We start from the raw sequence: 26,390 nt of genomic DNA, 5'->3' as shown, positions 1-26,390 counted from the left end.
TGATGTCGAGAAAATCGCTCGGTCGTCATGCATTGGTTTCTTTTGTTTTTCTGAAGTTGCACCAGACATCGACCAAGCCCAGCACGGCAACCAGCATCAGGCCGTACGTCTGCAGGAAGACGAGAAAGTACAAAATCATTCGCACGAACGGGGGCAGGCGCCACCGTTCGAACAGGGCAATGAGCACGGCCAACCCCTGGAAGAAATAGAGCGCACCCGAGATCATTACCAGCCAGTTGCCAACATTCTGCAGGGAATCCTGGCCGAACAGCGCAACGCCAATGGCCCCGATGGGGAGCCAGACCAGATGGTCGGGCAGGCGCCAAACCGCGTATGCCCCCCATGGGGCGACGCCGGTCAACCGGCCACACAGGCTGTTGATAAGCACCATGTTCAACCACACGGTGAACAGGACCATCACCGTCAGCAGACCGGGAAGAATACGGGGGATGGTTTCCCGCATGGCGGCCGTTGCCTCGGTCAATCCCAGAATCATTTCCGGAGAAAGGCCGGCATCCTTGGACTTGGTCAATTCCAAAGTCTGGGCCAAGCCGAGATCGAGCACTTTGAGCAGCAGGTCGTAGGGGTTGATCCCGGCCAACATCCCGTATATCGCCCAAAACAGAAGCCAGGTGATGCCGAGCGCTGCCAAACCTTTGCCGCCGCTCTTTGCGGCCGAATCTCCGGCTCGCGCGCTACAGAAGAGCGCAACCCCCAGAGGCGCCAGGGTCAGGGAGAAAACAAACATTTCGCTCTGCTGCACCAAGAGCGCACCCACGCCCGCCACAACCAAGCCTATGGCCACGAGTCTCAAACCTCTCGTGGCGCCGTGCATGGCGAGCGGGATGAACACGGGGGTCGCCAAGAACCCTGTCAACCACCCCAGCACGGAGGGTACCGCGGCAGGCAGAAAAAACAGGACAATCAAGAGCAAAAGTTGGCCGGGTGGCAAGGAGAACGACTGCCGCCCGGTCCCGAAACCATCCATCCCTTGGAAAAAGCGTTAAAACTGGGTGTTTCCCATGTAGGGCAGCAAGGCCAGCTGACGGGCTCTCTTGACCGCTTCGGTCAACTGCCGTTGGTGCTTGGCACAGGTGCCGTAAATCCGGCGAGGCACGATCTTGCCCCGTTCGGTGACAAAATTTTTCAGGGTTTTCGCGTCCTTGTAATCAATGACAATTTCCTTGTCGGTACAAAAACGGCAGACACGGCGGCGGGAAAACACTTTTTTCTGCTGAGACATATGCGGAACTCCTTGCGTTAAACTGAGCACGTAACGGCGAATTATTCTTCTGTGGCTTCCTCTTCCAGAGGCTCGCCATCAAAATCGTCGCCTTCCGAATTTTCGGATTGCGCCTTGGCGCGGGCTGCGGCTTTTTCCGCGATATGCTGCTTTTCGGCCTCAATGGCCTCGGCATTCATATTGTCACCCAGCTTGACCGTCAGGTAACGGAGAACCCGGTCATCAATTCTGAAGATACGCTCGATTTCGTCAACCGTCTTGCCGGGAGCGGCATAGTTCATGTAGACATAATAGCCCTGAATCTCCCGGTTGATTTCGTAGGCAAGTCGCTTGACTCCCCATCGATCCAGGCAGATGATCGCGCCGCCGTCGTTGGTGACGATGGCATTGGTGCGATCGATGATTTCGGTGCATTGATCCTCGCCCAGATTCGGGCGCAGAATATACGTGGTTTCGTAATGACGCATGATTCCTCCTCGTGGTCTGATTGGCCCTCGCTTCTATCCTGACGGTGAGAGCGAGAAGGTTGGGTAAGATGAAACGATTAAAATAGTAGAGAATGGCGGGAAATGTCAAGAGAAAAGCAGGTTAGGAGAGAGAAGGCTTGACCGGGCGCTTTTCCTGTTCCTTGATGCGCCGCCATTGCTCTCGCAGCGCCTGCTCGTCGGTGATTGGGGTGTCGCCAAAAACATGGGGATGGCGCCGGACCATCTTGGCGATGAGGCCCTCGATGGCATCATCGGCGGTAAAACGGTTTTGCTCGCTGTACATCGCGGCCAGCATGGCCAGGATGAAATACATATCCCCCATTTCCTCGCAGACGGCCCGCTCATCGCCGCTGTCGATGGCCTCGGCCAGTTCCTGGCATTCTTCCAGCAGGCATTTCTTCAAGGAAAGCGGCGTCTGCTTGATATCCCAGGGACAGCCGCCGGGGCCGCGCAGAGTGGCGACCAGTCGTTCCAGGCGGGCGGAGACCGAGCAGCTCTCCTGCTCCGGCGGATGTTCCATGTCGGTCAGCGCGTTGCAAGCAGGCGCAGGGCCTGCTCGATCCGTCCATGTTCCGCAGTGCGCGAGTCGCTGAGGGTTGCGTCCAGGCGGTCGAGCAGATTGCGCAGGTTGCCGTTGACGATCTCCAGATCCTGGATGGTTTGCGCCGCCGAAAGCTCGGTGACGTTCATCGCTTCCCGGAGGTCGTCGGCGTTTTTCAGCATGGCCTTGACCTCGGCGATCTTGTCCAGCCGAAGAAACAATTCGTCAAAGTTAATCGGTTTTTCGAGGTAGTCGACGGCCCCTTTCTTCATGGCGTCGACCGCCGTATCGATCGAGGAATGGGCCGTGATGACAATGACGTCGATCTCGACGCTTTTTTCCTTGGCAATTTTCAGCAATTCGATGCCGCCGATCTGTCCGGGCATGACCAGATCGGTGATTACCACGTCGAAAACGGTGGCATCGAGCAGTCGGGCCGCTTCGGTACCGTCAACGGCTACGGTCACTTCGTAGCCCGCATTTTCCAACCGGCGTTCAAAGAGATTGCGGATTACCGGATCGTCATCGGCAACAAGAATGGTCATTGTGTTCATAAGCGTACCTTGATCAATTGCGGGCGGTTCGGAGATCAGTGCAACTGATAAAATATCGACCGAAGATGCCGTTTGGGAATGAACCGCGGGCAGATTCCGGTGAGGGATTCGGTTGAACCGATGAGCAGATAACCGTCAGGTTCAAGAATATCGGCTATTTTATTGAAGAGTTTTTTCCGGTCTTCCAGGGTGAAATAGATGGCCACATTCCGGCAGAGGACGACATCGAATTTGCCCAAACCGGTGAACGGCTGCATCAGGTTGAATTTCTGGAATTTGACCATGGAGCGGGTCAGGTCGTTGATTTTCCAGGTTTGACCGGATGGAGTGAAATATTTGGTCAGCTTGTCCCGGGACAATCCGCGTTCTATCTCGAATTTATTGAATTTTCCGCTGCTGGCCTGGGCAATGACCGCATCGGAAATATCGGTGCCCAGGAGTTTGATGGAATATTTGGACAGATCGCCCAGCAATTCCTGGAGCACGATCGCCACCGAGTACAACTCCTGGCCGGTGGAACTGGCGGCGCTCCATACCTTCAGATTGGTTTTGAGGGAGGAGGCTTTCGCAGCACGGGCATCAATCAGTTCGGGAAAAATTTTATGCTGCAGCAGTTGAAAGGGTCCGGTGTCACGAAAAAAGAGGGTTTCGTTGGTGGAGATGGCATCGATAATTTTCCGCTCGATGGCCTTGGTGGCATCTGTTTTGGATTTTTTATACAGATCCTGATAGCTGACGCATCCCTGCTCATCGGCGATGGCATTTAACCGGGTTTCCAGGAGGTACTTCTTGCTCTCGTCCAAATATATTCCTGAAATATCGTATATATATTTGGTGATGAGCTTGATTTCTTCCGAAAGTATTTTCAGCATGAGGTCCGTCGTTTTCAGAAATCCTTTATTTCACCGACTTCATAATCTCAGCAGCGATTCTGTCCAGCGGCGCAACCACATCAGTCAGCCCCAACTCGGCCGGAACCTTGGGCATGCCATAGACAACGCAGGTTGCCTCGTCCTGGCCAATAACAAGCGCTCCCTTTTGCTTGAGGACCTGCAGCCCCTTGGTGCCATCCGATCCCATACCGGTCATGATCACCGCCGTGGTCCGCCCCACATAGTAATCCGCCACCGAACGAAAGAGATAATCGGCAGATGGCCGGCATGAATTTTCAGGGGGATCGTTGGTGATTTTGATCTGGCGATTGGTTCCGTCCGCAGAGGCGACCAATTTCATCTGTTTACCACCGGGTGCGATATATGCAACATTTGCTTGCAAAATTTCGCTGTCTTGCGCCTCCTTTACGGTAAGGGCGCATTTAGCGTCGAGGCTGTTCGCCAGGGATTTGGTGAACACCGCCGGCATATGCTGCACAATGACAATCGGCACCCCGAGATCGCCGGGCAGCATGGGCATCATCCGGGCCAGGGCATTGGGACCCCCGGTGGAAATGCCGATGGCTACGATTTCCGATTTCCCTTGGCGCCGAGCCAAAGAGGCTGCCGGCACGCCCATTCTTGCCCTGGCAGCGGCCGCACTGTCGGTTTGCGGTCGCAATCCCCCTGCCAGTGGCTTGCGGGGCACGGCGGCGCGGCTTTCGTCCTGCATGGTGCCGATGGCAGTCCGTCCGGTTTGGAAGGCCTTGATCAATGGAGTGAGCAGGGTGCGAAGGTGCTGCTTGCTGTCGTTGATGTTGGTGGTGTTGGGCTTGAGGATGAAGTCGTAGGCCCCCAGTTCCAGAGCCCGCATGGTCATGTCGCCGCCTTCGCTGGTCAGGGTAGACACCATGATGGCCGAAACCTGGGGGGCATGCTGTTGCAGATACTGCAGCACCTCGATCCCGTTCATTTCCGGCATCTCGATATCGAGGGTGAGCAGATCGGGCTTGAGGTTCTGAATTTTCGCCACCGCGATTTTACCGTTATGGGCGACGCCCACCACCTCCACCCCGGGCATTTCGGCCAGGATATCGCTGACGGCCTTACGGTACACGATGGTGTCGTCGACCACTAATACTTTGATTTTTTTGCTGAACATGTACGGGAAGGGTAAGGGAAGCGATGATATGGATCGGTGGAGAGAAAAATTAACGCTCAAGTCCCCGGCCGAGATTGTCCGATTCGAGGCGAAGCACCTCTTTGACGTCGAGAATCCCGATCAGTTTGTTTTCGGTTTTGTAGACACCGGTGAAAAAGGAACCCTGGACACCGCTCATGTTGGCGGGGGCGGGTTCGATCCGGTCCGGATCGGCCATGATGACGTCGCTGATTTTCGAAACCAGCAGGCCGACATGTTCTCCCGGGGCATTGATGATGATATTGCGTGAATCGCTGCTGATTTCCACTCGGCCCAGCCCGAGTTTCTGGCCGAGGTCGATGATGGTGACAATCTGGCCCCGCAGATTGAGAATGCCGACCATGTAGTCCGGCGCTTGGGGCACCTTGGTCATTTCCATGAGCTTATTGATTTCCTGGATCTTGAGGATATCCATGCCGCACAGGGCGTGACCCACATAAAAGGTGGCAAGTTCAATGGTGGTTTTCGTCTCTTTGCTTGATTCAGCCATGCGTTTCTCCAACTTGCTTGAAAAAATATCCGTAAGCGCAGCAGCGATCCGGGCTGTCAGACCTTGAAATGCTGCACGAGTTGCTGTAACTGCTCCGCCATGGCGGCCAGTTCGGTCGCGTTCGACTTGACCCTGGCGCTCTCCTGGGAAATCGAATCGGAAGAATGGCTGACCTCGGCGATATCCTGGGCCACGCTCCCCGATACCGCAGAGACCTGGGCCACGTTTTCGGTGACCTCAAGTATGCCGCTGGAGGCTTGGTTGATGTTCCCGGCAATTTCATTGGTGGTGGCCGACTGCTCGCCCACCTCGGTGAAGATTGCCCCGACGATGGAGTTGATTTCGTCGATTACCCGGGTGATCTGTTGAATTTGCCGCACCGTTGCATCGGTGGAATCCTGGATGGAATCGACCCTGTTCCTGATTACACCGGTGGCAAGCGCGGTTTGCCTGACGGTGATCTGTTGTACGGTTTGAGGGAATTCGGGCACTGTTCAGGCGGCCATTGCTTCCTTGGCGTACCGGTGCACACTTGCCATCAATCGTTCCTTGTCCAGCTTGATGTGGTATTCATCCACTCCGACCGCCTTGCCGCGGGCAATGTCCTCGTCCGCCGCCAGGGTGGTCAGGGCGATGACCGGCAGATGCGCAAATCGTTTGTCGCCCTTGATTTTTTCGGTCAGGATGAAGCCGTCCATGTTGGGCATCTCGATGTCGGTCACCACCATGGTGATTTCATCGCCCTGCTGTCCAAGGATATTCCAGGCAACCAGGCCGTCCTCGGCCTCGACCACGTTAAAGCCAGCCTCCTCCATGTATCCCTTGACCTGATGGCGGAAGAAATTCGAGTCTTCGACGATCAGGATGGTCGGTGCCTGGGCCTCGTCGATCTGTATTTCGGCGTAGGCGGCATGGTCCTCGAACCACTGCGGGTTGGAAATTTTCATGATTTCGAAGATATCGACCAGCATGGTCGTGCGGCCGCCGATAATGGCCGAGCCCATGATCCCCTGTTGCCTGAGGGTAATGTCGTCGATGTCGGCGCTGATCTCAATGGCGTCGATGGGGCCGATGGCCAGCAGGCCGACATCTTTGCCGGCCAGATGGAACACGATGACCAGCAAATCGTCCCGGTCGTCCAGCGGCATGACCGAGGCCACCTCGTCGATGCTGATCAGGGGCAGGCTGCCGCCACGGTATTGCATGACCCGCCGGCCGCCCACTTCCTCGATATCCTTGCGCTTGATTTTTTCCACCCGTTCCACTTGATTGAGCGGCACCCCGAAATGCTCGTGGATCGAACTGGAAAAGGTGAGTAGCGATTGCTTGTCGCGGGATTTTGTGATCGCTTCCTTGGCGGCGTCGGCGAGTTCGGCCGCCCGTTCGGAGCCGTCGAGCGAGGTGAGTCCGGCCATCCGGGCGATGTTGGAAACATCGAGAATCAAGGCGATGCGGCCATCCCCCATGATGGTGGCGCCAGCGTACCCCTGGCACTGTTGCAAATGGCGCCCCAGCGGCTTGATGACGATTTCCTCGGAATCGTGTAGCCGGTCGACGATCAGGCCGTATTTCATGGCTCCGGTCGAGACCACCACAATGTTCAGCGCGCTGGAGGCACTCTGGCGCCGCTCTGCAACCGAGCGGTCCTGGCCGGCGTGAACTTTCGGCTCGGCAACGGGCGCGTTCTCGTCCCGGAAAAGCGGGCTGGATTTGGATCTTCGGTCGGCAATGTTCTGGCGTTGATCGGGCAGGGTTTCGTCCTGGACCGGATCGTAGTAGGTGGGAGTGATGCCGAAAACGTCGGACATGCGGATCAGCGGCAATAGATTGCCGCGCAGACGCACCACTTCGGCATCGCCGACCCGTTCCACCCGTTCCACGACCTTGGCCGCCGGAATGCGGAGCAACTCCTCCAGGTTCACCTGGGGGATGGCGTAGCGCTCGCCGTCGGTCATGACGATCTGGCAAGGAATAATGGCCAGTGTCAGGGGCAGCTTGATGCTGATGGTCGTGCTCTTGCCGACCTCGGAGTCCATTTCGATGGAACCGCCCAATTGGTCGAGATTGGTCTTGACCACGTCCATGCCCACGCCCCGGCCGGAAACGTCGGTGACTTTTTTGGCCGTGGAAAAACCGGGAAGCAAGATGAGGTTGATCCGTTCCTTTTCCGACATGACCTTGGCCTGATCGGCGGTGATTAACCCTTTCTTGACCGCCGCTTCCGCGATCACCTCGCCATCCAGGCCCTTGCCGTCGTCGCTGATCTCGATCACCACCTGGCCGGCGGCATGGTATGCCTTCAGGACGATCAACCCCTTGGCATCCTTTCCTTTCTTGAGGCGATCGCTGGGCGTCTCGACGCCGTGGTCGACGGAATTGCGGATGAGATGGGTGAGCGGATCGTTGATCGCCTCGATGATGGTCTTGTCGAGTTCGACGTCCTTGCCGACAATGGTCAGGTCGATCTGCTTGCCAAGTTTTTTGGAGAGATCGCGGACCACCCGCGGAAATTTGTTGAACACGTTGCCGATGGGCTGCATGCGGGTGAGCATGATGGCTTCCTGGAGCTCCGAGGTTACCAGATCGATGCGTTGGCCCACGGCCTCGGCATTGCGCACATCGCCGGAAGTGATGGTCTGCAGGAGCTGGTTGCGGGAAAGCACCAGCTCGCCTGCCAGGTTCATCAGCTGGTCGAGCAGGCTGACCGTCACCCGGATGGTGGTATCCGTCTTTTGCGCGCCGCCGGAGGAACGGCGTGTTTTCGTTCCGGCCGTGGCCTCCGAGGCGACCGCCTCCTGATCACTTTCGTGGTCTGTTTCGTGCTCGGCCTCGACGTCGTGCTCGTCCATCGTTTCCGCTTCCTCCTCGACTTCGGCCGGCGCTTCCGCCTGGACTTCCTCAACCGCCTCCGGTGCCGGCGGCGCGATTTCGTTCGGCTTGGCGGGTGCCGGTGCGGCGCGTTCCGGCTGGGGAGCTTTTTTGGCGGCTGCAACCGGGGCTTCGCCGCCTTCGAAGATCGTATTCAAGGCCGTGGTGTGGCTGGTGATATCGACCGTGTTGCTGTTGCCGACATCCTCGATCAAATTTTGCAGCTCATCGGCGGCCAGAAGCAGGACATTGACGATATTGGGGGTGGGGACCAGCTTGCCGCTGCGAATCAGTCCCAGCACATTTTCCGCGGCATGCGCCAGATCCTGAATGACGGTCAGGCCCATGAAGCCGGCACCTCCTTTGATGGAATGGGCCGCCCGGAAAACCTTGTTGACCAGTTCGACATCGATGTCGGCGCCGCCTTCCTCGATGGCGAGCAGATCGTTTTCGATATCGGCCAAATGTTCAAGGGATTCTTCTACAAATCCTTGTAATATTTCATCATCTTCGATAGACATATCCGTGCTCCCTTACAGCAATGAAAGTGTGTTCGGCCCGAAGCGATCCCTGGTTGTTTTTGCCTTGAAACCATTGGGAATACTGGACTCAAAAGTATTGTACGTGTCCGAAAGTGATTGTACAGAGATTTTTGGATGGTGGGGGCGGCAAGAGTGAAGGAATGAACGCAGATCCGGCTCGAGTTCCGTCGGCACGGAAAAACAGGCGACGGAAAAAGACGAAGCGCCTTTGCCCGCGTCAGGGGAGGGGGGCGGAGGGAAGGACTAAAAAAAGCGGGGTCAGTTCCCGATGGCGTGCAGGGTCACAGTGTAGGTAACGACTCTTCCGGCCAGGGGATGGTTGTAGTCGATTGTCACCGATTCCTTGCCGGCGGCAAGGACCGTGGCCGGAACCTGGTGGTTGGCGCCTTCTTTTTCCAGGTTGAGCGAGAGAACCATGCCGGGCGCGGGATCGATACGGCCGGCGAAAACCTTGCGGGGGACTTCCTGCACCAGCCCCTGATGATAGGGGCCGAAGGCATCCTCGGGTTGGATGTGCACGGTCTTGGTTTGTCCGGGTTCCATGCCCAGCAAGGATGCTTCGACTGCCCTGAGAATCCGGCCCGAGCCGATGGCCAGGGTGAGCGGCTTGCCTTCCGGACTGGCATCGATAACTTCTCCGGATGGCAGGGTGGCGGTATAGCTGACCGAGACGACATCAAAAAGCTGGACAGGGCACATGGAAACAATCCTCGCGGATGAGACGTTATTTAAAAAAAGTGGGGCCACTATAGTCGCTGCGCAACCGTTTGACAAGAATCCCGGTAAGATGATGAAGACTTGACAAAGCGGCTGTGAAGGCATAAATGTGCAAACCCCACATATGCCATGCCAAAAACGGGGCAGGAAACGCCACCCCGTGCCCAGGGCTTCATTCTTGCTTGCACAGGAACACCATGATTGAACTGAATTTTGCCAAGGCTGCCGATGGTCTTTTGCCCGCCGTTGTCCAGGATTTCGAGACGGGCGAAGTGCTCATGCTGGCCTACATCAACCGTCTGGCCTGGGAAAAAACCCTGGCAACCGGCAAGGCCCATTATTGGAGCCGCTCCCGCTCCAGCCTGTGGCTGAAAGGCGAAACCTCCGGCAACGTGCAGCTCATCAAGGAGATCCTGGTTGATTGCGACCAGGACACGGTGGTGTACAAAGTCGAGCAGTTGGGCGGCGCGGCGTGCCATACCGGATACCGCAGCTGCTTTTACCGCAAGGTGGAGGGCGACAGCCTGACCGTGTGCGAACAGGAGCGCGTTTTTGATCCGGCCGCGGTGTACGGCACCAAATGACAGCTTCGCGATCCATGTAAGACGAACCATTGATTGAACAGGTAACAATATGAATTTGTTGAAATTGGGTATTCCGAAAGGCAGCCTGGAAGACGCCACCATCGCCTTGTTCGCCAAGTCGGGCTGGCAGATCAAACTGGCCTCGCGCAACTATTTCCCCGAAGTCGACGATCCCGAGTTGTCCTGCTCGATCTGCCGGCCGCAGGAGATGTCGCGCTATGTGGAATCCGGCATGCTCGACGCCGGTATCACCGGCAAGGACTGGACCCTGGAGAACGAGTCGGATGTCGAAATCGTCGCCGACCTGGTGTATTCAAAGGTCAGCAGGAAGCCCACCCGCTGGGTGATCGCCGTGCCCGGCGATTCGAATATCACCAGGGTCGAACAGCTGGACGGCAAGCGCATCTCCACCGAGTTGGTGAACGTCACCCGTAAATTTTTCGAACAGCGCGGGCTGGCGGTGGAGATCACCTTTTCCTGGGGCGCGACCGAAGCCAAGGCGGTGTCCGGCCTGGCCGACGCCATCGTCGAGGTCACCGAGACCGAATCGACCATCCGGGCCCACGGCTTGCGGGTCATCCACGAACTGATGCAATCCAATACCCAGCTGATCGCCAGCAAAGCCGCCATGGCCGATCCGTGGAAACGCGAGAAGATTGAAAACATCGCCATGCTGCTGCGGGGCGCCCTGCGGGCGGACCGGATCGTCGGCCTGAAGATGAACGTTGCCAAGGAACAGCTGGACTCGGTGATTACCATGCTGCCCAGCCTAAATGCCCCGACCGTGGCCCAACTGTACAAGCAGGAGTGGTTTTCGGTGGAGACGGTCATCTCCCAACATCAGGTGCGCGATTTGGTGCCGAAACTGAAGAAGGCCGGCGCGGAAGGCATCATCGAGTATTCCCTGAACAAGGTCATCTGAACGGCAAGCGGCTGCCCGCGGGCTTAGAGGAGAAGAACATGGAGTTCAACAAGACGCAGTTTCTCCTCTCAGCCCATGCCAGCCGGCAACTGCCGCCGCCGGAGCATGCGGAAATCGCCTTTGCCGGCCGTTCCAACGTCGGCAAGTCGAGCCTGATCAACCGGCTGGTCGGCCGCACCAATCTGGTCAAGACCAGCGCCAAGCCGGGCAAGACCCAAAGTCTCAACTATTTTTTGGTGGATGAGTGCCTGTATCTGGTCGATCTGCCCGGATACGGCTTTGCCCGGGTGTCGCAGCAAGTGCGGCAGGAATGGCGGGGCCTGATCACCGACTACATCGAAACCCGGACCACCCTGGCCTGCGTGGTGGTGATCATCGATCTGCGGCATGAACTCAAGACCTTGGACCGCGAACTGATCGACTGGCTGCGTTATCTGGGCAAGCCCATGCTGCCGATCTACACCAAGGCGGACAAGCTGTCCCGCAACCAGCAGGAAAAAAACGCCGCCGCCCTGGATGCCGGCCTGACCTTGAACGCCGGCGAGCGCCTCTTGTTTTCCGCCCGGACCGGGCTGGGGGTGGAGGCCCTGCGCCAGCGGCTGGCCACCTTTGTCCAAGGGGCCTACGCCGCACGTTATGCCGGAACCTCGCCGGCTATTGATCCGATTTAAGCACCGCGAGAAAGGCTCGCTGGGGAATGTCGACATTGCCCACGGTCTTCATCCGCTTCTTCCCTTCCTTCTGTTTTTCCAATAATTTCCGCTTGCGGGAGATGTCGCCGCCATAACATTTGGCGGTAACGTCCTTGCGCAGGGCCGAGATGGTCTCCCGGGCAACGATGGTGCTGCCGATGGCCGCCTGGATGGCGATCTTGAACATCTGGCGGGGGATCTCCTCTTTCAGCCGCTCGCAGGCCTTCAGGCCGCGTTCCCTGGCCTTGTTCCTATGGGTGAGTTGGGAGAGGGCATCGACCTGCTCGCCGTTCACCAGGATGTCGAGCTTGATCAGGTCGCTGGGGCGGTAGTCGATCAGTTCGTAGTCGAACGAGCCGTAGCCTTGGGTCACCGACTTGAGCCTGTCGTAAAAATCGTAGATCACCTCGGCCAGCGGCAGCTCGCAGATGAACTCGATGCGGCCGGGCATGGGGTAGTGGTATTTGGTGTTTTCGCCCCGCCGTTCCATGCACAGGGTCATGACCACGCCCATGTACCGTTCCGGGATGTGGATGGTCGCCTTGATAAAGGGCTCCTCGACCCGGGCGATGGTGCTGGGGTCGGGGAAATAAGAGGGGTTGTCGACCTCGAGCATGGTCTTGTTCTGGAGATAGAATTTGTATTTGACCGTGGGCACGGTCAGGATCAGGTTGATGTCGAACTCGCGCTCCAACCGTTCCTGGACCACTTCGAGGTGGAGTAGGCCGAGGAACCCGCAGCGAAAGCCGAAGCCGAGCGCCGCCGAGGAGTCCTTCTGGAAGGTGAGGGCGGCGTCGTTGAGTTTCAGTTTTTCCAAGGCGGCGGCCAGGTCCTCGTACTCGTCGGTGGAGATCGGGTACAGCGAGGAGAAAACGACCTGTTGCACCTCCTTGAAGCCGGGCAGGGGGGCCGGGCAGGGACGCTCCTTGAGGGTGACGGTGTCGCCGGGCCGGGTATCGGAGACGGTTTTTACCCCGGCGACGATGTAGCCGACCTCGCCGGCGGAAAGTTGCGGCCGCGGCTCGCGGCGCAGGCGGAAAATGCCCAGTTCCTCGACCCGGTACTCGGCGCCGTTGGACATGAACACGATCTGGTCGCCGGTTTTGATCGTGCCGTTGATAATCCGGACCGAGATGACCGTGCCGCGATAGGGGTCGTATTGGGCATCGAAGATCAACGCTTCCAGCGGCTTGCCCGGATCGCCCTTGGGGGGCGGCAGCAGCCGGGCCACGGCATTGAGCAACTCGCGTACGCCCTGGCCGGTCTTGGCGGAACACATCTGGACGGTGTCGCCGTCAAGCCCCAGATCTTCCTCGATCTGGGCGGCGACCTTTTCCGGTTCGGCCGCCGGCAAATCGATCTTGTTGATCACCGGGATGACTTCCAGGTCGTTCTCCATGGCCAGATAGAGATTGGCCAGGGTCTGGGCTTCGATCCCCTGGGCCGCGTCGATCAGCAGCAGGGCGCCTTCGCATGAGGCAAGGGCGCGGGAAACCTCGTAGCTGAAATCCACGTGGCCGGGGGTGTCGACCAGATTCAGGGTATAGGTCGCGCCATCCTCGGCGACAAAGGGCAGGCAGATGGTCTGCGACTTGATGGTGATGCCGCGCTCCCGCTCGATGTCCATGGTATCGAGAATTTGGTCCTTGAATTCCCGGTCGGTGACGATGTCGCAGAGCTGAATCATCCGGTCGGCGAGGGTGGACTTGCCATGGTCGATATGGGCTATTATACTGAAATTTCTTATTTTATCCATGGGGAGCGTAAACATCATGAGGCCTGAAAGGGTGGGTTGAAGCCGCTATCCTTAGCATAAATTGCCACAAAAAAAAACTCTTCACCCAATTCCTGACTTATTCATGTGTTTTTTTTTTTGTTTTCGGGTAGGCTGGTACCGAAAAACCCTGCATGCGAGTCCTTTCTCCTTGCAGGGTTGCGTTTTCTTACGGTAGGCAAAAATCATGAGCGATCAGAGCGAAAACGACAATTTGGAGTTTGACGAGCAGCCGCAGCACGCCCTGATGCTGACCAGTCAGGACGACAATTTGCCGGCGCTCAGCAACCCGGCCCTGCACCGCTACCTCCAGGAGATCAGCCAGTATGAGCTGCTCAGCCGGGAGGAAACCGAAGCGCTGGCCATGCGCTTCCAGGAAACCGGCGATCCCGACGCCGCTTATCGGCTGGTCTCCTCGAATCTCCGCCTGGTGGTCAAGGTGGCCATGGATTTCCAGAAGTACTGGATGCAGAACTTCATGGACCTCATCCAGGAGGGGAATGTGGGCTTGGTCCAGGCGACCAAGAAATTCGATCCCTATCGCGGGGTCAAATTTTCCTATTATGCCGCCTACTGGATCCGCGCCTATATCCTCAAGTTCATCATGGACAACTGGCGGCTGGTCAAGATCGGCACCACCCAGGCCCAACGCAAGCTCTTCTTCAGCCTGAACAAGGAAAAGAAATTCCTTGAATCGCAAGGATTCAAGCCCGAGGTCAAGTTGTTGGCCGAACGGCTGAATGTCAAAGAGAGCGAAGTGATCGAGATGGGGCAGCGCATGGACAACTGGGACGTCTCCCTGGAAGCTCCGGTGCGCAGCGATTCCGAGGATGAACAAAAAAATTTCCTGCCCCACGATGGACCGGGCATCGAGGAAATGGTCGCCAGCCAGGAAATGCGCGAACGTCTGGCAGCTATTCTGGCCGATCTCAGCACGCGGCTCAACGACAAGGAACAGGTCATCCTCACCACTAGGTTGTTGAGCGACGAGCCCAAAACGCTGCAAACCATTGCCGACGAGTTCAACATCTCCCGGGAACGTGTCCGGCAGATAGAGGCTAATTTACTGAAAAAATTGCGGAAACAGTTCGAGAAAGAAATGCCTGACATCCAGGATTTTCTCAGCGGCGACGGAGTGATCCTCGCAGCCGGACCAGACAATCAGCTTTCCTGACCGCTTCGCTTTTCTCCTATTTTCTTCCCCCTTATCAGCTTGTTTTCACCCCATGAAAGTACCGTTACTTGATTTGAAACCGCAATTGGCCGCCCTGCGTCCTCAGATTATCGAAGCCGTCACCCGGGTCGTTGACTCCACCGGGTATATCCTTGGGCCCGAGGTCACCGGCCTGGAACAGAAGATCGCCCAGTATTGCGGCACCGAGCATGGCGTGGGCTTGAGTTCCGGCACCGATGCCCTGCTGGCGGCGCTGATGTCGCTGGAAATAGGCCCGGGCGACCTGGTGCTGACAACCCCTTACACCTTTTTTGCCACCATGGGCACGATTCTGCGGGTCGGAGCGCAACCGCTGTTCGTCGATATCGAGCCCGCGAGCTTCAACATCGATCCCGAGCAGGTGGCGGAAGCGCTGGCGGCCGACCGCAAGAACGGAGGCAAGATCAAGGCAATCATTCCGGTTCACCTGTATGGTCAATGCGCCGACATGCGGCGGATCACGGCCTTGGCCGCCGAATATGGCGTTCCGGTGATCGAGGATGCCGCCCAGGCCATCGGTGCCGAATGTCCGTACGAAGAGAACGGCGCCGTGACCTGGCACCGGGCCGGATCAATGGGATTGTGTGGCTGTTTTTCCTTTTTTCCCAGCAAAAATCTCGGCGGTATCGGCGATGGCGGCATGTTGACCACCTCTGATCGCCATTTTGCCGAAGTCGTGCTCTCCAATCGCAATCACGGCGCCGAACCGAAATATTACCATTCGCGGGTGGGCGGCAATTTCCGGCTCGATCCGATCCAGGCTGCGGTTTTGGCGGTCAAATTGGACCATCTCGACAACTGGCACGCGGCAAGACGCCGGAATGCAGACCGATACCGCCAGCTCTTCCGCGATACAGGGCTGGTCGGCGGGCAAGTGACCCTGCCCCAGGCGGTGTATGCCGACCTGCCAGGGGCCGATTCGCACAACCATCACATTTACAACCAGTTCGTCATTCTTGTCTCCGAACGCGACAAGCTGCGGCAATATCTCCAGGAGCATTCCGTGGGATGCGAGATTTACTATCCCCTTTGCCTGCATCAGCAGGAATGCCTCCGTCCGGAACACTACAAACAGCAGTCCTTCCCGGTGGCGCAGCAGGCGGCGGCCAATTCCCTGGCCCTGCCCATTTTTCCCGAATTGGTCGACGAACAACTGGTTTATGTAGTTGAGACGATCAAAAGATTTTATCGTGCCGGCTAATAGGGCCGCGTGAGCGCCGCTGCACCGGCGCCCGGACGGTCCGCACCGTACGATCGAACCTTTAATAATCAGAAGTGGTACCGGAAAGCGTTGGGAATATCCCCAACGCTTTCTTCTTGTCAGCACTTACAACATCCAAGGGAGGATGAGCAATGGTGGAACGTATCCCGATGTCCTTGACTGGAAACCAGCAACTTCGGGACGAGCTGGAACGGCTAGAACGGGTGGAGCGCCCTGAAATCGTCAAGGCGATCGAAGTGGCGCGGGCGCATGGCGATCTCAGCGAGAACGCCGAATACCATGCGGCCAAGGAGCGGCAAAGCCTGGTCGAGGGGAGAATCCTCGAGTTGAAGGATAAAATCAGCCGGGTCGAGCTCATCGACTGCTCCAAGGTTTCCACCAACCGGGCCGTTTTCGGCACCGTTGTCACCCTGATGGATCTGATCACCGAAACCGAGGCCACCTATCAACTGCTCGGGCCCGAGGAAGCGGACGTGAAAAAGGGCTCGATTTCGGTCTTCTCGCCTTTGGGCAGGGCGCTGCTCGGCAAAGAAGTGGGCGACGAGGTGAAGACCAAGACCCCCGGAGGGATACGCGAATTCGAGATTATCGCCATCGAGGCCTCAACCATTCGCTAGGCCGCAGCCAAGGCGTTGATGTAAGGAATCTCCGGCCGGAGAGACGGATGATCGCCCAGGCCGGAGCGGGCAAGAAGGGGCTCAGGGCGTCGGTGTCAGTAAACCGGTCTGGAACAGGCTGGTCAGCTGGGCGCTCACCTGGGCCGGCGTGTAGGGGCAGTTGCTGTCCGTATGCCAGCATATGGAGATTTCATCCAAGGCGCCGAACACGACCTGTTGGGCGATGTCCGGTTTGATATCCGGGCGGAAGGTTCCATCCGCCTGCCCTTCTTCGATGATCGAGGCAATGATCTTCAGGTATTCGTTGAAGGTGTTTTTCCTGTATTCGCGGATGATCTTGGTGGTCTGGCGCAGCTCAATGTGAATGACTTCGGAGAGATAGCGGTTTTTCTTCATCTCTTCGAGATGGTTGGTGATGAAGATCTCGAGCTTGGTTTTGGCGCTGGCTTCCTTTTCCAGAAGCAGGTTGACATGTTCGATCAGCTTGCCGATCTCCTGTTCGAAAACAGAAAGGAGAATGTCGAATTTGTTATTGAAGTAAAGGTAGATGGTGCCATCGGCCACCTTGGCTTCCTTGGCTATATCGGAGATCCGGGCGTTGAAGAAGCCTTTCTTGGCGAAAACCTTGGTGGCGGCGCGGATGATCTTCCTATGTTTGTCCGTTGATTTCATTTAATATGTTGCGACTGACAATTGCCGAGAAAATGAATGAATCCTCATTCCGAAACTACCAGTATACCGGGTAAATTGTCAAGAAAAATGCCTATATCTTGTTCCGGGGCACGGGAGGAAGGCCGTGAGGCGGCCGATAATTTTGCTGGACGGGACTTGGGCCGATTTATTAGAAAGTGAAGGATAAGGATTCATCAAGGCAACAAGGAGGAGAGCATGAAGGTGTTGGTGATCGGGGGAGGCGGCCGCGAGCATGCCTTGGTTTGGAAGCTGAAGCAATCCCCAAAGGTGGAGGCGATTTTTTGCGCGCCCGGCAACGCGGGCATCAAAGCCCTGGCTCGGTGCCTGGATATTGGCGCCGGCGATATCGACGCACTGCTGGAATTTGCCTTGAAGGAACGGATCGATCTGACGGTGGTCGGTCCCGAGGAGCCGCTGACCAAGGGCATTGTCGACCTCTTTCGTCAAAACGGGCTGCGGATTTTCGGGCCTGACCAACAGGGCGCCGTGCTCGAGGGCAGCAAGGTTTTCACCAAGGATTTTCTCAAGAAATACGGGATAGCGAGTGCCCGCTACGAAACCTTTGCCAAGCGGGGGGCGGCGAAGAAATTCATTCGTACCATCGGTGTGCCGTGCGTGATCAAGGCCGATGGACTCGCCGCCGGCAAGGGGGTGATCATTGCCGCAACTCTCGAGGAGGCCGACCAGGCGGTCGACCTGATCATGAAGGAGAAGGCCTTTGGCACCGCCGGCAACCTGGTGGTGGTCGAGGAGTTCCTTCAGGGCGAAGAGGCCTCCTTTCTCGCTTTTACCGACGGTGCAACCGTGCTGCCCCTGCCTTCGTCCCAGGACCACAAGGCCGTCTTCGACGGCGACAAGGGCCCGAATACCGGCGGGATGGGCGCCTATTCACCGGCCCCGGTGATCACCGACGCATTGGCCGCGCGGGTGATGGAGGAGGTGATGCTGCCGACGGTTCGCGGCATGGCGGCGGAAGGCCGTCCCTACAAAGGTGTGCTCTATGCCGGTCTGATGATCGACGGCGACCGGATCAACGTGCTTGAATTCAACTGCCGCTTCGGCGATCCCGAATGCCAACCCCTGCTGATGCGGCTGCAAAGCGATTTGATCGAGATTTTCGAGGCATGCATCGACGGAACGCTTGATCGGGTGCGCATGGAGATCGATCCACGGCCGACGGTTTGCGTGGTGTTGGCATCGGAAGGCTATCCCGGCAAGTATGCAACCGGCAAGGTAATCGACGGTCTGCAGGCGGCGGCCCAGGTGGAAGGTGTCGAGGTCTTCCATGCCGGTACCGCCATGAAAGGACGACAGGTCGTGACCAACGGCGGCCGGGTGCTGGGGGTGACGGCCACGGGCGGCAGCATACGCGAGGCCATCGACCGAGCCTATGCCGCGGCCAAAGAGATTACCTGGCCTGGATGCTATTATCGCCAAGACATCGGCCATCGGGCGCTGTCGCGGCTGGAGGCGAGCCGACGGCCACAGGTGGGAATCGTCATGGGCAGCGATTCGGATTTGCCGGTGATGCAGGCCGCGGCCGATTTCCTGCAATCGGTCGGCATCGAGTTCGAAATGCGCATCACCTCGGCCCATCGAACCCCGGAGCAGGCCTGCACCTATGCCAAAACAGCTCGGGATCGCGGTCTTCGGTTGATCATCGCCGGTGCGGGCATGGCCGCGCACCTGGCCGGCGTCCTGGCGGCCCATACCACCTTGCCCGTCATCGGGGTGCCGTTGGATGCGTCGTCGTTAAACGGTTTGGATGCCTTGCTGTCCACGGTGCAGATGCCGCCCGGCATCCCGGTCGCCACCATGGGCATCGGCAAGGCCGGGGCCAAAAATGCGGCGGTACTGGCGGTGCGCATCCTGGCGCTCGGCGACAGCGGCCTGCAGGAGCGGCTGGAGCAGCACGCCCGGAAGATGGCCGATGAGGTTGCGGCCAAGAACAAGGCCTTGAACGGGTGAACTGGCCTGTCGCCGCCGACCGGGAAGGGCTGGTCCATGCCGCCAACCTGCTGCGGGCGGGCGGAGTGGTCGCCTTTCCGACCGAGACCTATTACGGCTTGGCGGTTGACCCTTTCAATCGGCGGGCCCTTGACCGGTTGTTCGCCATCAAGCGGCGGCCGCGCCATCTGCCGATTCTGGTCCTGGTCTCCGGCTGCGAACAGTTACCGCGGTTGACCGGCCCGCTGCCGATGGTCTATCGTCGATTGATCAAGCGCTTCTGGCCCGGCCCGCTGACCTTGGTTTGCCCGGCACTGCCTGCGCTGCCGACGCAGCTGACCGGAGACACCCACACCGTCGGCGTGCGTCAATCGCCCCACGAGACGGCGGCGGCCCTCATCGCCGCCTTCGGTGGCCCGGTGACCGCCACCAGTGCCAATATCACCGGTTTTCCGGCGTCGATATCGGCCCGGGAGGTGGCCAGGACCTTTGCCGACGAAATCGATCTGATCGTCGATGGCGGGCTCACTCCCGGCGGTTGCGGATCGACCCTGGTCGGCTTGGAACGGGATCGGCTCCGGTGTATTCGGGAAGGCAAGATCGCATTCGCTGCGGTGCAGGAGGCTGCCGCGGACTTTTATCAAAAACGATAACAAAAAATGGAGGCTGGATGGCCGACATACAGTGGAATAAGGCATTTGCCCTGGAGCAGACAGCCGGTGACGAGGAACTTCTGGAAGAATTGCTGACCCTGTTTCGCACTTCCTCGGCCGACGATTATCTTCAGTTGCAACGGGCAGTGGCGGATGGCAACGCCGAGGCGGTGGTCCGGGCCGCCCACAGCCTGAAAGGCTCGTCGGCGAGCCTTGGCCTGGATGGCATCCGGTGGCTGGCCGCCGACATGGAGGTGGACGGCCGGAACAATTCGGTGGCCGTGGCCAGGGAAAAGCTGGCCGTCATGGGTGAATTGCTGGAGCAGCTCAACAACCTGTAGGCACATGCAAGGCACTTGTTCGTTCATGCCATGCCGAGGCCATGAAGCTGGCGGATATAGAGACGGCCTGCGGGGCAGCGGCGGTTTTGTCGACAACAAAAAGGCTCAACGGCCACACGGCCGTTGAGCCCGAACCAGGGAAAAGGTAAAGGCACTCAATCGGCAGAGGAGATTTCGATCTGCTTTACCGCCCCCTTGGCCGTGGCCTTGCGGGGCATGGTAATGGTCAGTACGCCGTTGTTGAAATGGGCCTTGATCCCCTCCTGGTCGACATCCTCGGGGAGCGAAAGCACCCGCTGGAACGAACCGTAGCTCCGCTCGATCCGGTAGTAGTTTTTTTCTTTCTCTTCTTTTTCCTGTCTTTTTTCTCCCTTGACCGTCATGGTGCCGTTGCTGATGTCGATTGACACGTCTTTGTCGGCAACGCCCGGGATTTCGACGGTCAACTGGTATTCCGCATCGGTGGCGCTCAAATCGGCCCTGGGTTTCAAGAGCAGCCCCTCGCCCAAGGAGGAACGGCCGAAGAACCCCCGGTCCGCCGGCGCGAAGCCGCGGAAGAAGCGGTCGAACAGCCGGTCGATGTCGCGGTGGATGGGAAAGGTGGGGTCGTAGTAGCGATCGGCCCCGTACCCGCTTTTACCGTGATGCTTGACCGGTACATCGTGGTCGATTTCTTCCTCTTTGTTGAACCAGTTCCAAGGCGCAAGTTTTCTCAGTTCCATACGAGTTCCTCCTGGTACGCGTTACGGACGTTGCACCGGCGTACGCGCCGAGCGCGGCAGCTCAACCGGCGGTGATTTCGATCTGACGGGGCTTGGCCGATTCGGACTTGGGCAAATGCAGCCGCAACACGCCGTCCTTCAGATCGGCATGAATCTTGTCGACATCGATGCTCTGCGGCACCGCGAAAGTACGGCGGAATTCGACCTCGGCGAACTCCCGCCAGGTCGCGGCGCCGGTCATTCGTAGGCGCCTGGTGCCCGACAGGGTCATCTTGCCGTTGTCGATATGGATGGCGATGTCGTCCCTGAGCACCCCGGGCAGATCGGCGTGGAGCAAAATTTCGCTTTCGTTTTCCAAGATATCCACCGCCGGTGCGATCACGGGCAATTGCCGCACCAATTCGGCCGGCTGTTCCTTGCGGGCAACAACTTGATTCTCGTTCATAAAGGCTCCTCCTGTTCGTTCGTGCGGATCGCGGACGTTATTGAATGCTGATTTGCCGGGGTTTGGCAGCCTCGGATTTGGGCAGGGTCATGGTCAACAACCCGTCCTTGAGCGTTGCCGTCACCTTGGCGGCGTCCACCTCGTACGGCAGGGTGAAACTGCGGGAAAAAGTGGCGGCCGGCCGCTCGGCCCGATGCACGGTGTAGCCCTCCGGCGCATCCGCCCGGCGCGAGCCGCTGATTTCAAGGTAATTGCCCTGAATCTTTACCGTAAGCTCCTCCCGGTTGACGCCCGGCAACTCGGCGATCAACTCCAGATTGTCGCCGGTGTCGCTCAAATTGGTCCGGGGAGAGGTTTCCGCAATCTCCCAGCTCTGGCCATAGCCGTGGCTGCGGTCGAATTCGTTGAACAGGCTGTTCATCTGATTGCGGAACAGGTCCATGGCTCCCAACATACCGTGAATGTCTTGCCAACGTGTCATCGTTCGTTCCCTCCTTGCTGACGCCTTGTTCTGCTATTGTGATTGGCACGGCAATACGCCGTGTTGTTCGCTGAGTAAAACTGTAATCCTCATGGAAGGCGTGTCAACGTCTTTGGTAATCTTTTGCTTGCATTACTAAATGCAAGTGATAGGGTGTTGGTAATAGAAGAGGCCGGGCGCAATCCGGAGGGGACCATGAGCGGGAAAACGGATCAATGTGAACAGAACAACGAGTCGATGGCCGGGTTGTCGGCCGAGATGCTCCGGGGCAGGCAGTCGGTTAGGGCAACGTTCAAGCTGCCGCAGCCGGTGATCGAACTGCTCAGCGTGGTTGCCAGCCAGCTGGGGCTCAAGCAAAAATCGCTCTTCGACCAGTTGGTCGAGGATCGGACCATTCTCGAACGGCTCGCCTCGGGAGCAGCCAGCTACCGGCCCGTACAGGCGCAGCGGCAACAAAAGACCTATGTCGTCAGCCGCAGCTCGCTGCTTGCCCTCGATTATGTCGCCAAGGTGCACGGTTTGCCGCGCGATCTGCTGGTCGAAATCTCCATTCAGCGGCTGATGCCGGTCCTCAGTGCCGAGCAGGAAAAACAGCAGGGGCGGCAAAGGTTGTTGATCGATCTGGAAACGTGGCTCGATCAAGGCCGGACGCTGTTGGCCGACACCCGGCATCGGCTGGGCGAAGACGACCCGGCGGTGCGGCACCTGGCGGCGCTGGTCGCGCAGCTCGCCGCCGATATGGAGGAGTTGACCGAACAGGTCGAGCAGGGCCGGATCCTTGAACGCTATCTCTAGGCCAACCGGGCCGTTGCGGATTGTGCCGGGCTTGTGCTCGTCGGTTTATGTCCGCATCGTTTTCAGCCGTCCCGTTTGGGGCGGTTCCGCCCCCATCCGCTGCAGTTGTCAAAAAGCGCATCCCTTCAACCCGCAAGGAGGACACCCATGAACAACCATCTGCTCATTGCCGCCGCCACCCTGTTTGCCTTGGGAGGAACAGCGTTCGGTGCCGATCGGGACAACCCGCAGGCTTGTCCGCAAACCCTGCAGACCAACTGTGCCCGTTGCCACGGCTTGCAGCAGGTCTGTGCCAAGCTGGACCAGCCCGACGCCAACTGGAAGGCCATTGTCGCCACCATGGGGCAGCGGGGCAATCTTGGCCAGGAGGTCCAGGAGGCGGTGGTTGCCTGCCTGACCAAAACCGGCGATCCCAAAAAATTCACCTGCGATAAATGACAAAAGGCCAAAATCGCTTTGCGGTCGGGGCTGCGGGCCTGTCTTGTCCTTCCGCGATCCACGCCCACTTGCCCGGCATGAACAGGACAAGGCTTGCTGTGGTTCGGCCCTGGCGCAATGGCGTCGCCGCCCCAGGGTGAGCCTGTGCGCACCGAGCACATCCATATCGACGGGGGAATGGGGGAGGGCGGCGGCCAGGTATTGCGGTCGGCCCTGGCCTTGTCCGCCGGGCTGGGCAAACCGTTTTCCATCGTCGGAATCAGGAGGTCCCGCCGCAAGCCGGGACTCAGAAAGCAACATCTCTGCGCCGTCAACGCCGTGGCCGCTCTTTGCCGGGCCAAATGCTCAGGGGTTCGGATCGACTCCGATTGCCTCAGTTTTGAGCCGGGTCCGGTGCAACCGGGCGAGTATCTGTTCGATATCCGGGGTGCGGGCAGTTGCACCCTGGTATTGCAGGCCGTGCTGCCGCCCCTGCTCGTGGCTTCCGGTCCGAGCCGGGTAACCGTTCGCGGCGCCACCCACACGGCCAATGCCCCGACCTATGAATTTTTCGCCGAAACCCTGCTGCCCATTCTGGCACGACTTGGTCCGAGGCTGAAGGTCCGCCTTGACCGTCATGGCTTCGGGGCCGGCGGTGGCAGCATGACGGTGGAGATTCTGCCTGCACCCGAGCCCCAACGGCTGGAGTGGGAAATCGATCATCCGGCAACCAGCGTTCCGTGGCGCTTTCGCATCCTGGCGGCCAATCTGCCGGACGGCCTGGCCGAATACGAAGCCGAGCGGATTGTGGCGTCGTTGTGGGGCGGATTTTTTCCGGGCGATACGGAAGGACTGAGGCAACATGCCCGCGAGTATCTGCACGGCGGCTGGCCTCGTATCGAACACGTTGCCGATGCCGACGGCCCCGGCAACGTGATTGTGTGGCATGGCGTCCAGGCCACGGGAACGCGCGTGCTCAGCGCCCACGGCGGCACCAGCAGGACAAGTGCCCGCAAGGCTGCCGAGGAAATCTGCGCCCGCCTGGCCTATTACCGCGAATATTGGGGCAATGCCGACCGCTATCTCGCCGATCAGCTCATTGTGCCGCTCTCGCTGGCCCGGGGCGGGTTTTTCTTCTGCCAGACCCCCACCCTCCACACTCGAACCTGTTGCGCGGTAACCAGGCTTTTCACCGGCAAAAGTGTTGGAGCCGAGCAGTTGCACGATATGCCGCATTGGAAAATCGAAGTGCCCGGCGCGGCATAGCCACGGCCACGACCTCGGCTCACCCGCTCTTTTTCTTCCCGGTTGCGGCTGCCCCTGGGCCCGAATTGTTCCGTGGCCGCTTTTTTTCGACGGAAAAACCGAATTTGCCGATCGCACGCCCCAGGGTGAAGTACTTGCCGTGGGCAAAGGCGATCGGTTCCGCCCCGGCCAGGTCGAAGGCCCCGGTGCGGGGATCGATGTACTGCTGATCGGCCTTGACGTTGACCACCTCGGCCAGGAACATGTCGTGGGTGCCCAGAGGCCTGATGTCGAAGACCCGGCACTCGATATTGATCGGCGCCTCGACGACGATCGGCGCTTTGACCTTGGCCGCCGGTCCGGGTGTCAGACGCATCTCTTCGAATTTACGGTACTGTCTTCCGGAGCGCACGCCGCACCAGTCGGTGGCCCGCGCCAGTTTTCGGGTGGTGAGGTTGATGACGAATTCCCGGGTGCGGGTCAGGATGGCATGGGAATGGCGTTCCGGCCGGACCGAAATATAGCAGAGCGGCGGATCGGAACAGAGGATGCCGGTCCAGGCGATGGTGATGATGTTGTATTCCTCGGGGGTTTCGCCCAGGCTGACCATGACCGCCGGCAGGGGGTACAGGGTGGTGCCCGGTTTCCAGTCGACTTTGTTCATTGCGGTGTGCGGGGGGAAAGGTGGTTGATGCCGGTACTCACGGTTGCCTGAGGCGGCCGCGGCCGAGGGAGAAAAAGACGCCGGTCGAGCAGAGCAGGGCCGAAATGAGGAACACGGTCCGGATGCTTTGTAAAAACCGGTCGAAATTCGCAGGCCCGATGGTTTCGTGGCCCACCAGCAGGGAGAGCACCACCATGGCAATGGCCATGCTCATCATCTGGCCCATCAGCCGCATGGTGGCCACTACCCCCGAGGCAAGGCCGTAATGCTCCTTGGCCACCGAGCCCATGATCGCGCTCATGTTCGGCGAGGAAAACAGGGCGAAGCCGAAACCGATCAGCACCAGGTTGCAGCCGATTCCCACCAGGCCGCTGTCGGGATGCAAGCGGCTGAAGACCAGCATCCCCACCACGGTGATTGCCATGCCGGTGCTGGCCAGCAGGCGCGGTTCGATGCGGTCGGAAAGCCGGCCGGCCACCGGCGAGAAGAGCGCCATCACCATCGGCTGGACCATGAGCAGCATGCCGGCGTTCCGGGGCGGCATGCCCTTGAGGTATTGCAGATACAGGCTCATGAGCAAGGTGACCGCAAAGGTGGAGGAATAGTTGAGCAGGGCGGCGAGGCTGGAAAAGGCAAAGGTCCGGTTGGCGGTGAACAGGGCGACTTCGAACAGGGGATGCGCTGTTCGCTGCTGCTGGCGGAAAAAGAGCACCAGCCCGGCTAGGCCGGCGGCGGCCAGGGCTGCGCCGCTCGTGGACGGCAGGATCGATGCCCCGTAGACCAGGGCCAGGATGGCGACGGAGTAGATCAGGCTGCCGGCGACGTCGAGCCGCTGGCCGGGTCCGTCGGCCCATTCCCCCCGGAGAAAGGTCAAGGTGATGGCGATGGCGCCGATGCCGAGCGGTAGCATGACCAGGAAGATGGAGCGCCAGCCGAACTGCTGAATCAGCGCGCCGCCGGCAAAAGGGCCGACCGACAGGCCGACATAGACGGCGGCCACGTAGATGCCGATGGCCCGGCCTCTTTTGTGGGGCGGAAAGATGGAGGTCAGAATCGCCATGCCGGTGGTGACGAACAGCCCGGCACCGATCCCCTGGCAGGCCCGAAAGACCAGAAGCCCGGCCGCGCTGTCGGCAAAGGCCGCCATGGTGGATGCCAGGGTGTAGACCGCCAGGCCGGCGGTGAACACCTTCTTGCGACCGTGGATATCGGCGATCTTGCCCGCCGGCAGCAACACCACCGCCACCGCCAGCAGGTAGGAGGTGGCGACCCAGCTCAACTGGACGGCGGTCAGGTCCAGATCGGCCTGGATCGCCGGCAGGGCCACGTTGACCGAGGAGATCATGAACGGCCCCAGAAAGGAGGTCAGGGTGGCGACCAGCAAGGCCGACCTTTCCAAGGAGGTGGCGGCTGCCGGCGATGGCGCGGCGGTGGTGGACATGGCGAC

30 protein-coding genes are annotated in these 26,390 nt (G+C 59.1%); 12 read left to right on the top strand and 18 right to left on the bottom strand.

Translation table 11 applies throughout. From position 1 onward, the window contains the following. Positions 1 to 25 precede the first annotated feature (25 nt). The 11 genes from RMR13_RS06585 to RMR13_RS06535 form a co-directional block, all read right to left on the bottom strand. Positions 26 to 988: a DUF2232 domain-containing protein gene (locus tag RMR13_RS06585; RefSeq protein ID WP_310599841.1), complete on the bottom strand. Its 963-nt coding sequence runs from the start codon at positions 986 to 988 to the stop codon at positions 26 to 28. Between the two features lie 15 nt (positions 989 to 1,003). Beyond that, on the bottom strand, positions 1,004 to 1,243 hold the full coding sequence (rpsR, locus tag RMR13_RS06580; RefSeq protein ID WP_309411281.1) for a 30S ribosomal protein S18: 240 nt from the start codon (positions 1,241 to 1,243) through the stop codon (positions 1,004 to 1,006). Positions 1,244 to 1,284: 41 nt separating this feature from the next. Next, positions 1,285 to 1,710: a 30S ribosomal protein S6 gene (rpsF, locus tag RMR13_RS06575; protein WP_310599840.1), complete on the bottom strand. Its 426-nt coding sequence runs from the start codon at positions 1,708 to 1,710 to the stop codon at positions 1,285 to 1,287. Positions 1,711 to 1,831: 121 nt separating this feature from the next. Then, on the bottom strand, positions 1,832 to 2,251 hold the full coding sequence (locus RMR13_RS06570) for a MazG nucleotide pyrophosphohydrolase domain-containing protein (protein WP_310599839.1): 420 nt from the start codon (positions 2,249 to 2,251) through the stop codon (positions 1,832 to 1,834). Positions 2,252 to 2,256: 5 nt separating this feature from the next. Then, the gene (locus tag RMR13_RS06565; RefSeq protein WP_310599838.1) at positions 2,257 to 2,826 is read right to left on the bottom strand and encodes a response regulator; all 570 of its coding nucleotides are present in this window, start codon (positions 2,824 to 2,826) and stop codon (positions 2,257 to 2,259) included. Positions 2,827 to 2,861: 35 nt separating this feature from the next. After that, the gene (locus RMR13_RS06560; protein WP_310599837.1) at positions 2,862 to 3,698 is read right to left on the bottom strand and encodes a protein-glutamate O-methyltransferase CheR; all 837 of its coding nucleotides are present in this window, start codon (positions 3,696 to 3,698) and stop codon (positions 2,862 to 2,864) included. A 25-nt stretch (positions 3,699 to 3,723) separates the two neighbouring features. Further along, positions 3,724 to 4,860: a chemotaxis response regulator protein-glutamate methylesterase gene (locus RMR13_RS06555; protein ID WP_310599836.1), complete on the bottom strand. Its 1,137-nt coding sequence runs from the start codon at positions 4,858 to 4,860 to the stop codon at positions 3,724 to 3,726. 49 nt (positions 4,861 to 4,909) lie between these two features. Further along, positions 4,910 to 5,389: a chemotaxis protein CheW gene (locus tag RMR13_RS06550; protein ID WP_310599835.1), complete on the bottom strand. Its 480-nt coding sequence runs from the start codon at positions 5,387 to 5,389 to the stop codon at positions 4,910 to 4,912. Between the two features lie 56 nt (positions 5,390 to 5,445). Then, on the bottom strand, positions 5,446 to 5,880 hold the full coding sequence (locus RMR13_RS06545) for a chemotaxis protein (protein WP_310599834.1): 435 nt from the start codon (positions 5,878 to 5,880) through the stop codon (positions 5,446 to 5,448). A 3-nt stretch (positions 5,881 to 5,883) separates the two neighbouring features. Then, on the bottom strand, positions 5,884 to 8,778 hold the full coding sequence (locus RMR13_RS06540; protein WP_310599833.1) for a chemotaxis protein CheW: 2,895 nt from the start codon (positions 8,776 to 8,778) through the stop codon (positions 5,884 to 5,886). Positions 8,779 to 9,057: 279 nt separating this feature from the next. Next, the gene (locus RMR13_RS06535; RefSeq protein ID WP_310599832.1) at positions 9,058 to 9,498 is read right to left on the bottom strand and encodes a peptidylprolyl isomerase; all 441 of its coding nucleotides are present in this window, start codon (positions 9,496 to 9,498) and stop codon (positions 9,058 to 9,060) included. 215 nt (positions 9,499 to 9,713) lie between these two features. On the opposite strand from RMR13_RS06535, the gene hisI reads away from it, so the two are divergent. Genes hisI through yihA form a run of 3 tightly spaced genes read left to right on the top strand, consistent with a single transcriptional unit; the run spans position 9,714 to position 11,693 of the window. Then, positions 9,714 to 10,100 (top strand): phosphoribosyl-AMP cyclohydrolase, encoded by a 387-nt coding sequence (gene hisI, locus RMR13_RS06530; protein ID WP_310599831.1) that lies wholly within the window; start codon positions 9,714 to 9,716, stop codon positions 10,098 to 10,100. Between the two features lie 49 nt (positions 10,101 to 10,149). Further along, positions 10,150 to 11,022: an ATP phosphoribosyltransferase gene (gene hisG, locus RMR13_RS06525; protein WP_310599830.1), complete on the top strand. Its 873-nt coding sequence runs from the start codon at positions 10,150 to 10,152 to the stop codon at positions 11,020 to 11,022. Positions 11,023 to 11,060: 38 nt separating this feature from the next. Further along, positions 11,061 to 11,693: a ribosome biogenesis GTP-binding protein YihA/YsxC gene (gene yihA / locus RMR13_RS06520; protein WP_310599829.1), complete on the top strand. Its 633-nt coding sequence runs from the start codon at positions 11,061 to 11,063 to the stop codon at positions 11,691 to 11,693. Here yihA and lepA read toward each other — a convergent pair. Further along, a complete protein-coding gene (gene lepA / locus RMR13_RS06515; protein WP_310599828.1) occupies positions 11,677 to 13,470 on the bottom strand; it encodes a translation elongation factor 4 in 1,794 nt (597 codons plus the stop codon). The genes yihA and lepA overlap by 17 nt on opposite strands. A 205-nt stretch (positions 13,471 to 13,675) precedes the next feature. Between lepA and RMR13_RS06510 the strand changes: the two genes are divergently transcribed. The 3 genes from RMR13_RS06510 (at position 13,676) to greA (ending at position 16,540) form a co-directional block, all read left to right on the top strand. After that, complete coding sequence (locus RMR13_RS06510) at positions 13,676 to 14,662, top strand: RNA polymerase factor sigma-32 (protein WP_310599827.1); 987 nt, start codon at positions 13,676 to 13,678, stop codon at positions 14,660 to 14,662. 52 nt (positions 14,663 to 14,714) lie between these two features. Then, a complete protein-coding gene (locus RMR13_RS06505; RefSeq protein ID WP_310599826.1) occupies positions 14,715 to 15,902 on the top strand; it encodes a DegT/DnrJ/EryC1/StrS family aminotransferase in 1,188 nt (395 codons plus the stop codon). A 155-nt stretch (positions 15,903 to 16,057) separates the two neighbouring features. Continuing rightward, positions 16,058 to 16,540, top strand: a complete 483-nt coding sequence (gene greA / locus RMR13_RS06500) for a transcription elongation factor GreA (RefSeq protein WP_409070270.1) — start codon at positions 16,058 to 16,060, stop codon at positions 16,538 to 16,540. An 81-nt stretch (positions 16,541 to 16,621) separates the two neighbouring features. Here the strand turns inward: greA and RMR13_RS06495 are convergent, their stop codons facing one another. Beyond that, positions 16,622 to 17,212: a TetR/AcrR family transcriptional regulator gene (locus tag RMR13_RS06495; protein ID WP_310599824.1), complete on the bottom strand. Its 591-nt coding sequence runs from the start codon at positions 17,210 to 17,212 to the stop codon at positions 16,622 to 16,624. 216 nt (positions 17,213 to 17,428) lie between these two features. Between RMR13_RS06495 and purD the strand changes: the two genes are divergently transcribed. From purD to RMR13_RS06480, 3 genes are read left to right on the top strand one after another with little or no spacing between them, the layout of a single operon-like run. Further along, positions 17,429 to 19,201, top strand: a complete 1,773-nt coding sequence (gene purD / locus RMR13_RS06490; RefSeq protein WP_310599823.1) for a phosphoribosylamine--glycine ligase — start codon at positions 17,429 to 17,431, stop codon at positions 19,199 to 19,201. Then, positions 19,198 to 19,833 carry an L-threonylcarbamoyladenylate synthase gene (locus RMR13_RS06485; protein ID WP_310599822.1) on the top strand — a complete coding sequence of 212 codons (636 nt, stop codon included), beginning with the start codon at positions 19,198 to 19,200 and terminating at the stop codon, positions 19,831 to 19,833. Before purD ends, RMR13_RS06485 begins: the two co-directional genes overlap by 4 nt. Positions 19,834 to 19,850: 17 nt before the next feature. Further along, the gene (locus RMR13_RS06480; protein WP_310599821.1) at positions 19,851 to 20,174 is read left to right on the top strand and encodes an Hpt domain-containing protein; all 324 of its coding nucleotides are present in this window, start codon (positions 19,851 to 19,853) and stop codon (positions 20,172 to 20,174) included. A 155-nt stretch (positions 20,175 to 20,329) separates the two neighbouring features. Here RMR13_RS06480 and RMR13_RS06475 read toward each other — a convergent pair whose 3' ends face one another. From RMR13_RS06475 to RMR13_RS06465, 3 genes are all read right to left on the bottom strand, one after another. Further along, on the bottom strand, positions 20,330 to 20,896 hold the full coding sequence (locus tag RMR13_RS06475) for an Hsp20/alpha crystallin family protein (protein WP_310599820.1): 567 nt from the start codon (positions 20,894 to 20,896) through the stop codon (positions 20,330 to 20,332). Between the two features lie 61 nt (positions 20,897 to 20,957). Beyond that, positions 20,958 to 21,341, bottom strand: coding sequence for an Hsp20/alpha crystallin family protein (locus RMR13_RS06470; RefSeq protein WP_310599819.1), 384 nt, complete (start codon positions 21,339 to 21,341; stop codon positions 20,958 to 20,960). A gap of 37 nt (positions 21,342 to 21,378) precedes the next feature. After that, positions 21,379 to 21,822 (bottom strand): Hsp20/alpha crystallin family protein, encoded by a 444-nt coding sequence (locus tag RMR13_RS06465; protein WP_310599818.1) that lies wholly within the window; start codon positions 21,820 to 21,822, stop codon positions 21,379 to 21,381. A gap of 195 nt (positions 21,823 to 22,017) precedes the next feature. On the opposite strand from RMR13_RS06465, the gene RMR13_RS06460 reads away from it, so the two are divergent. From RMR13_RS06460 to rtcA, 3 genes are all read left to right on the top strand, one after another. Beyond that, the gene (locus RMR13_RS06460) at positions 22,018 to 22,617 is read left to right on the top strand and encodes a hypothetical protein (protein ID WP_310599817.1); all 600 of its coding nucleotides are present in this window, start codon (positions 22,018 to 22,020) and stop codon (positions 22,615 to 22,617) included. Positions 22,618 to 22,764: 147 nt separating this feature from the next. Continuing rightward, positions 22,765 to 23,055 carry a hypothetical protein gene (locus RMR13_RS06455; protein WP_310599816.1) on the top strand — a complete coding sequence of 97 codons (291 nt, stop codon included), beginning with the start codon at positions 22,765 to 22,767 and terminating at the stop codon, positions 23,053 to 23,055. A gap of 144 nt (positions 23,056 to 23,199) precedes the next feature. Next, positions 23,200 to 24,300, top strand: a complete 1,101-nt coding sequence (gene rtcA / locus RMR13_RS06450) for an RNA 3'-terminal phosphate cyclase (protein ID WP_310599815.1) — start codon at positions 23,200 to 23,202, stop codon at positions 24,298 to 24,300. Positions 24,301 to 24,319: 19 nt separating this feature from the next. Here the strand turns inward: rtcA and RMR13_RS06445 are convergent, their stop codons facing one another. Beyond that, on the bottom strand, positions 24,320 to 24,943 hold the full coding sequence (locus RMR13_RS06445) for a flavin reductase family protein (protein ID WP_310599814.1): 624 nt from the start codon (positions 24,941 to 24,943) through the stop codon (positions 24,320 to 24,322). A gap of 37 nt (positions 24,944 to 24,980) precedes the next feature. Further along, entirely contained in the window at positions 24,981 to 26,384 is a 1,404-nt protein-coding gene (locus RMR13_RS06440) for an MFS transporter (protein WP_310599813.1), read from the bottom strand. Positions 26,385 to 26,390 lie beyond the last annotated feature (6 nt).

The sequence above is a fragment of the Desulfobulbus sp. genome, assembly GCF_031547805.1.
Classification (GTDB): domain Bacteria; phylum Desulfobacterota; class Desulfobulbia; order Desulfobulbales; family Desulfobulbaceae; genus Desulfobulbus.
The sequence above is the reverse complement of the archived record's forward strand: the minus strand, read 5'-3'. Positions and strand labels throughout refer to the sequence as shown.

Coding starts and splice junctions, on each gene's coding strand:
- RMR13_RS06585 (WP_310599841.1), bottom strand. CDS start 988: ATGGATGGTTTCGGGACCGGGCGGCAGTCGTTCTCCTTGCCACCCGGC.
- rpsR (WP_309411281.1), bottom strand. CDS start 1,243: ATGTCTCAGCAGAAAAAAGTGTTTTCCCGCCGCCGTGTCTGCCGTTTT.
- rpsF (WP_310599840.1), bottom strand. CDS start 1,710: ATGCGTCATTACGAAACCACGTATATTCTGCGCCCGAATCTGGGCGAG.
- RMR13_RS06570 (WP_310599839.1), bottom strand. CDS start 2,251: ATGGAACATCCGCCGGAGCAGGAGAGCTGCTCGGTCTCCGCCCGCCTG.
- RMR13_RS06565 (WP_310599838.1), bottom strand. CDS start 2,826: ATGAACACAATGACCATTCTTGTTGCCGATGACGATCCGGTAATCCGC.
- RMR13_RS06560 (WP_310599837.1), bottom strand. CDS start 3,698: ATGCTGAAAATACTTTCGGAAGAAATCAAGCTCATCACCAAATATATA.
- RMR13_RS06555 (WP_310599836.1), bottom strand. CDS start 4,860: ATGTTCAGCAAAAAAATCAAAGTATTAGTGGTCGACGACACCATCGTG.
- RMR13_RS06550 (WP_310599835.1), bottom strand. CDS start 5,389: ATGGCTGAATCAAGCAAAGAGACGAAAACCACCATTGAACTTGCCACC.
- RMR13_RS06540 (WP_310599833.1), bottom strand. CDS start 8,778: ATGTCTATCGAAGATGATGAAATATTACAAGGATTTGTAGAAGAATCC.
- RMR13_RS06535 (WP_310599832.1), bottom strand. CDS start 9,498: ATGTGCCCTGTCCAGCTTTTTGATGTCGTCTCGGTCAGCTATACCGCC.
- hisI (WP_310599831.1), top strand. CDS start 9,714: ATGATTGAACTGAATTTTGCCAAGGCTGCCGATGGTCTTTTGCCCGCC.
- hisG (WP_310599830.1), top strand. CDS start 10,150: ATGAATTTGTTGAAATTGGGTATTCCGAAAGGCAGCCTGGAAGACGCC.
- yihA (WP_310599829.1), top strand. CDS start 11,061: ATGGAGTTCAACAAGACGCAGTTTCTCCTCTCAGCCCATGCCAGCCGG.
- lepA (WP_310599828.1), bottom strand. CDS start 13,470: ATGGATAAAATAAGAAATTTCAGTATAATAGCCCATATCGACCATGGC.
- RMR13_RS06510 (WP_310599827.1), top strand. CDS start 13,676: ATGAGCGATCAGAGCGAAAACGACAATTTGGAGTTTGACGAGCAGCCG.
- RMR13_RS06505 (WP_310599826.1), top strand. CDS start 14,715: ATGAAAGTACCGTTACTTGATTTGAAACCGCAATTGGCCGCCCTGCGT.
- RMR13_RS06495 (WP_310599824.1), bottom strand. CDS start 17,212: ATGAAATCAACGGACAAACATAGGAAGATCATCCGCGCCGCCACCAAG.
- purD (WP_310599823.1), top strand. CDS start 17,429: ATGAAGGTGTTGGTGATCGGGGGAGGCGGCCGCGAGCATGCCTTGGTT.
- RMR13_RS06480 (WP_310599821.1), top strand. CDS start 19,851: ATGGCCGACATACAGTGGAATAAGGCATTTGCCCTGGAGCAGACAGCC.
- RMR13_RS06475 (WP_310599820.1), bottom strand. CDS start 20,896: ATGGAACTGAGAAAACTTGCGCCTTGGAACTGGTTCAACAAAGAGGAA.
- RMR13_RS06470 (WP_310599819.1), bottom strand. CDS start 21,341: ATGAACGAGAATCAAGTTGTTGCCCGCAAGGAACAGCCGGCCGAATTG.
- RMR13_RS06465 (WP_310599818.1), bottom strand. CDS start 21,822: ATGACACGTTGGCAAGACATTCACGGTATGTTGGGAGCCATGGACCTG.
- RMR13_RS06460 (WP_310599817.1), top strand. CDS start 22,018: ATGAGCGGGAAAACGGATCAATGTGAACAGAACAACGAGTCGATGGCC.
- RMR13_RS06455 (WP_310599816.1), top strand. CDS start 22,765: ATGAACAACCATCTGCTCATTGCCGCCGCCACCCTGTTTGCCTTGGGA.
- RMR13_RS06445 (WP_310599814.1), bottom strand. CDS start 24,943: ATGAACAAAGTCGACTGGAAACCGGGCACCACCCTGTACCCCCTGCCG.
- RMR13_RS06440 (WP_310599813.1), bottom strand. CDS start 26,384: ATGTCCACCACCGCCGCGCCATCGCCGGCAGCCGCCACCTCCTTGGAA.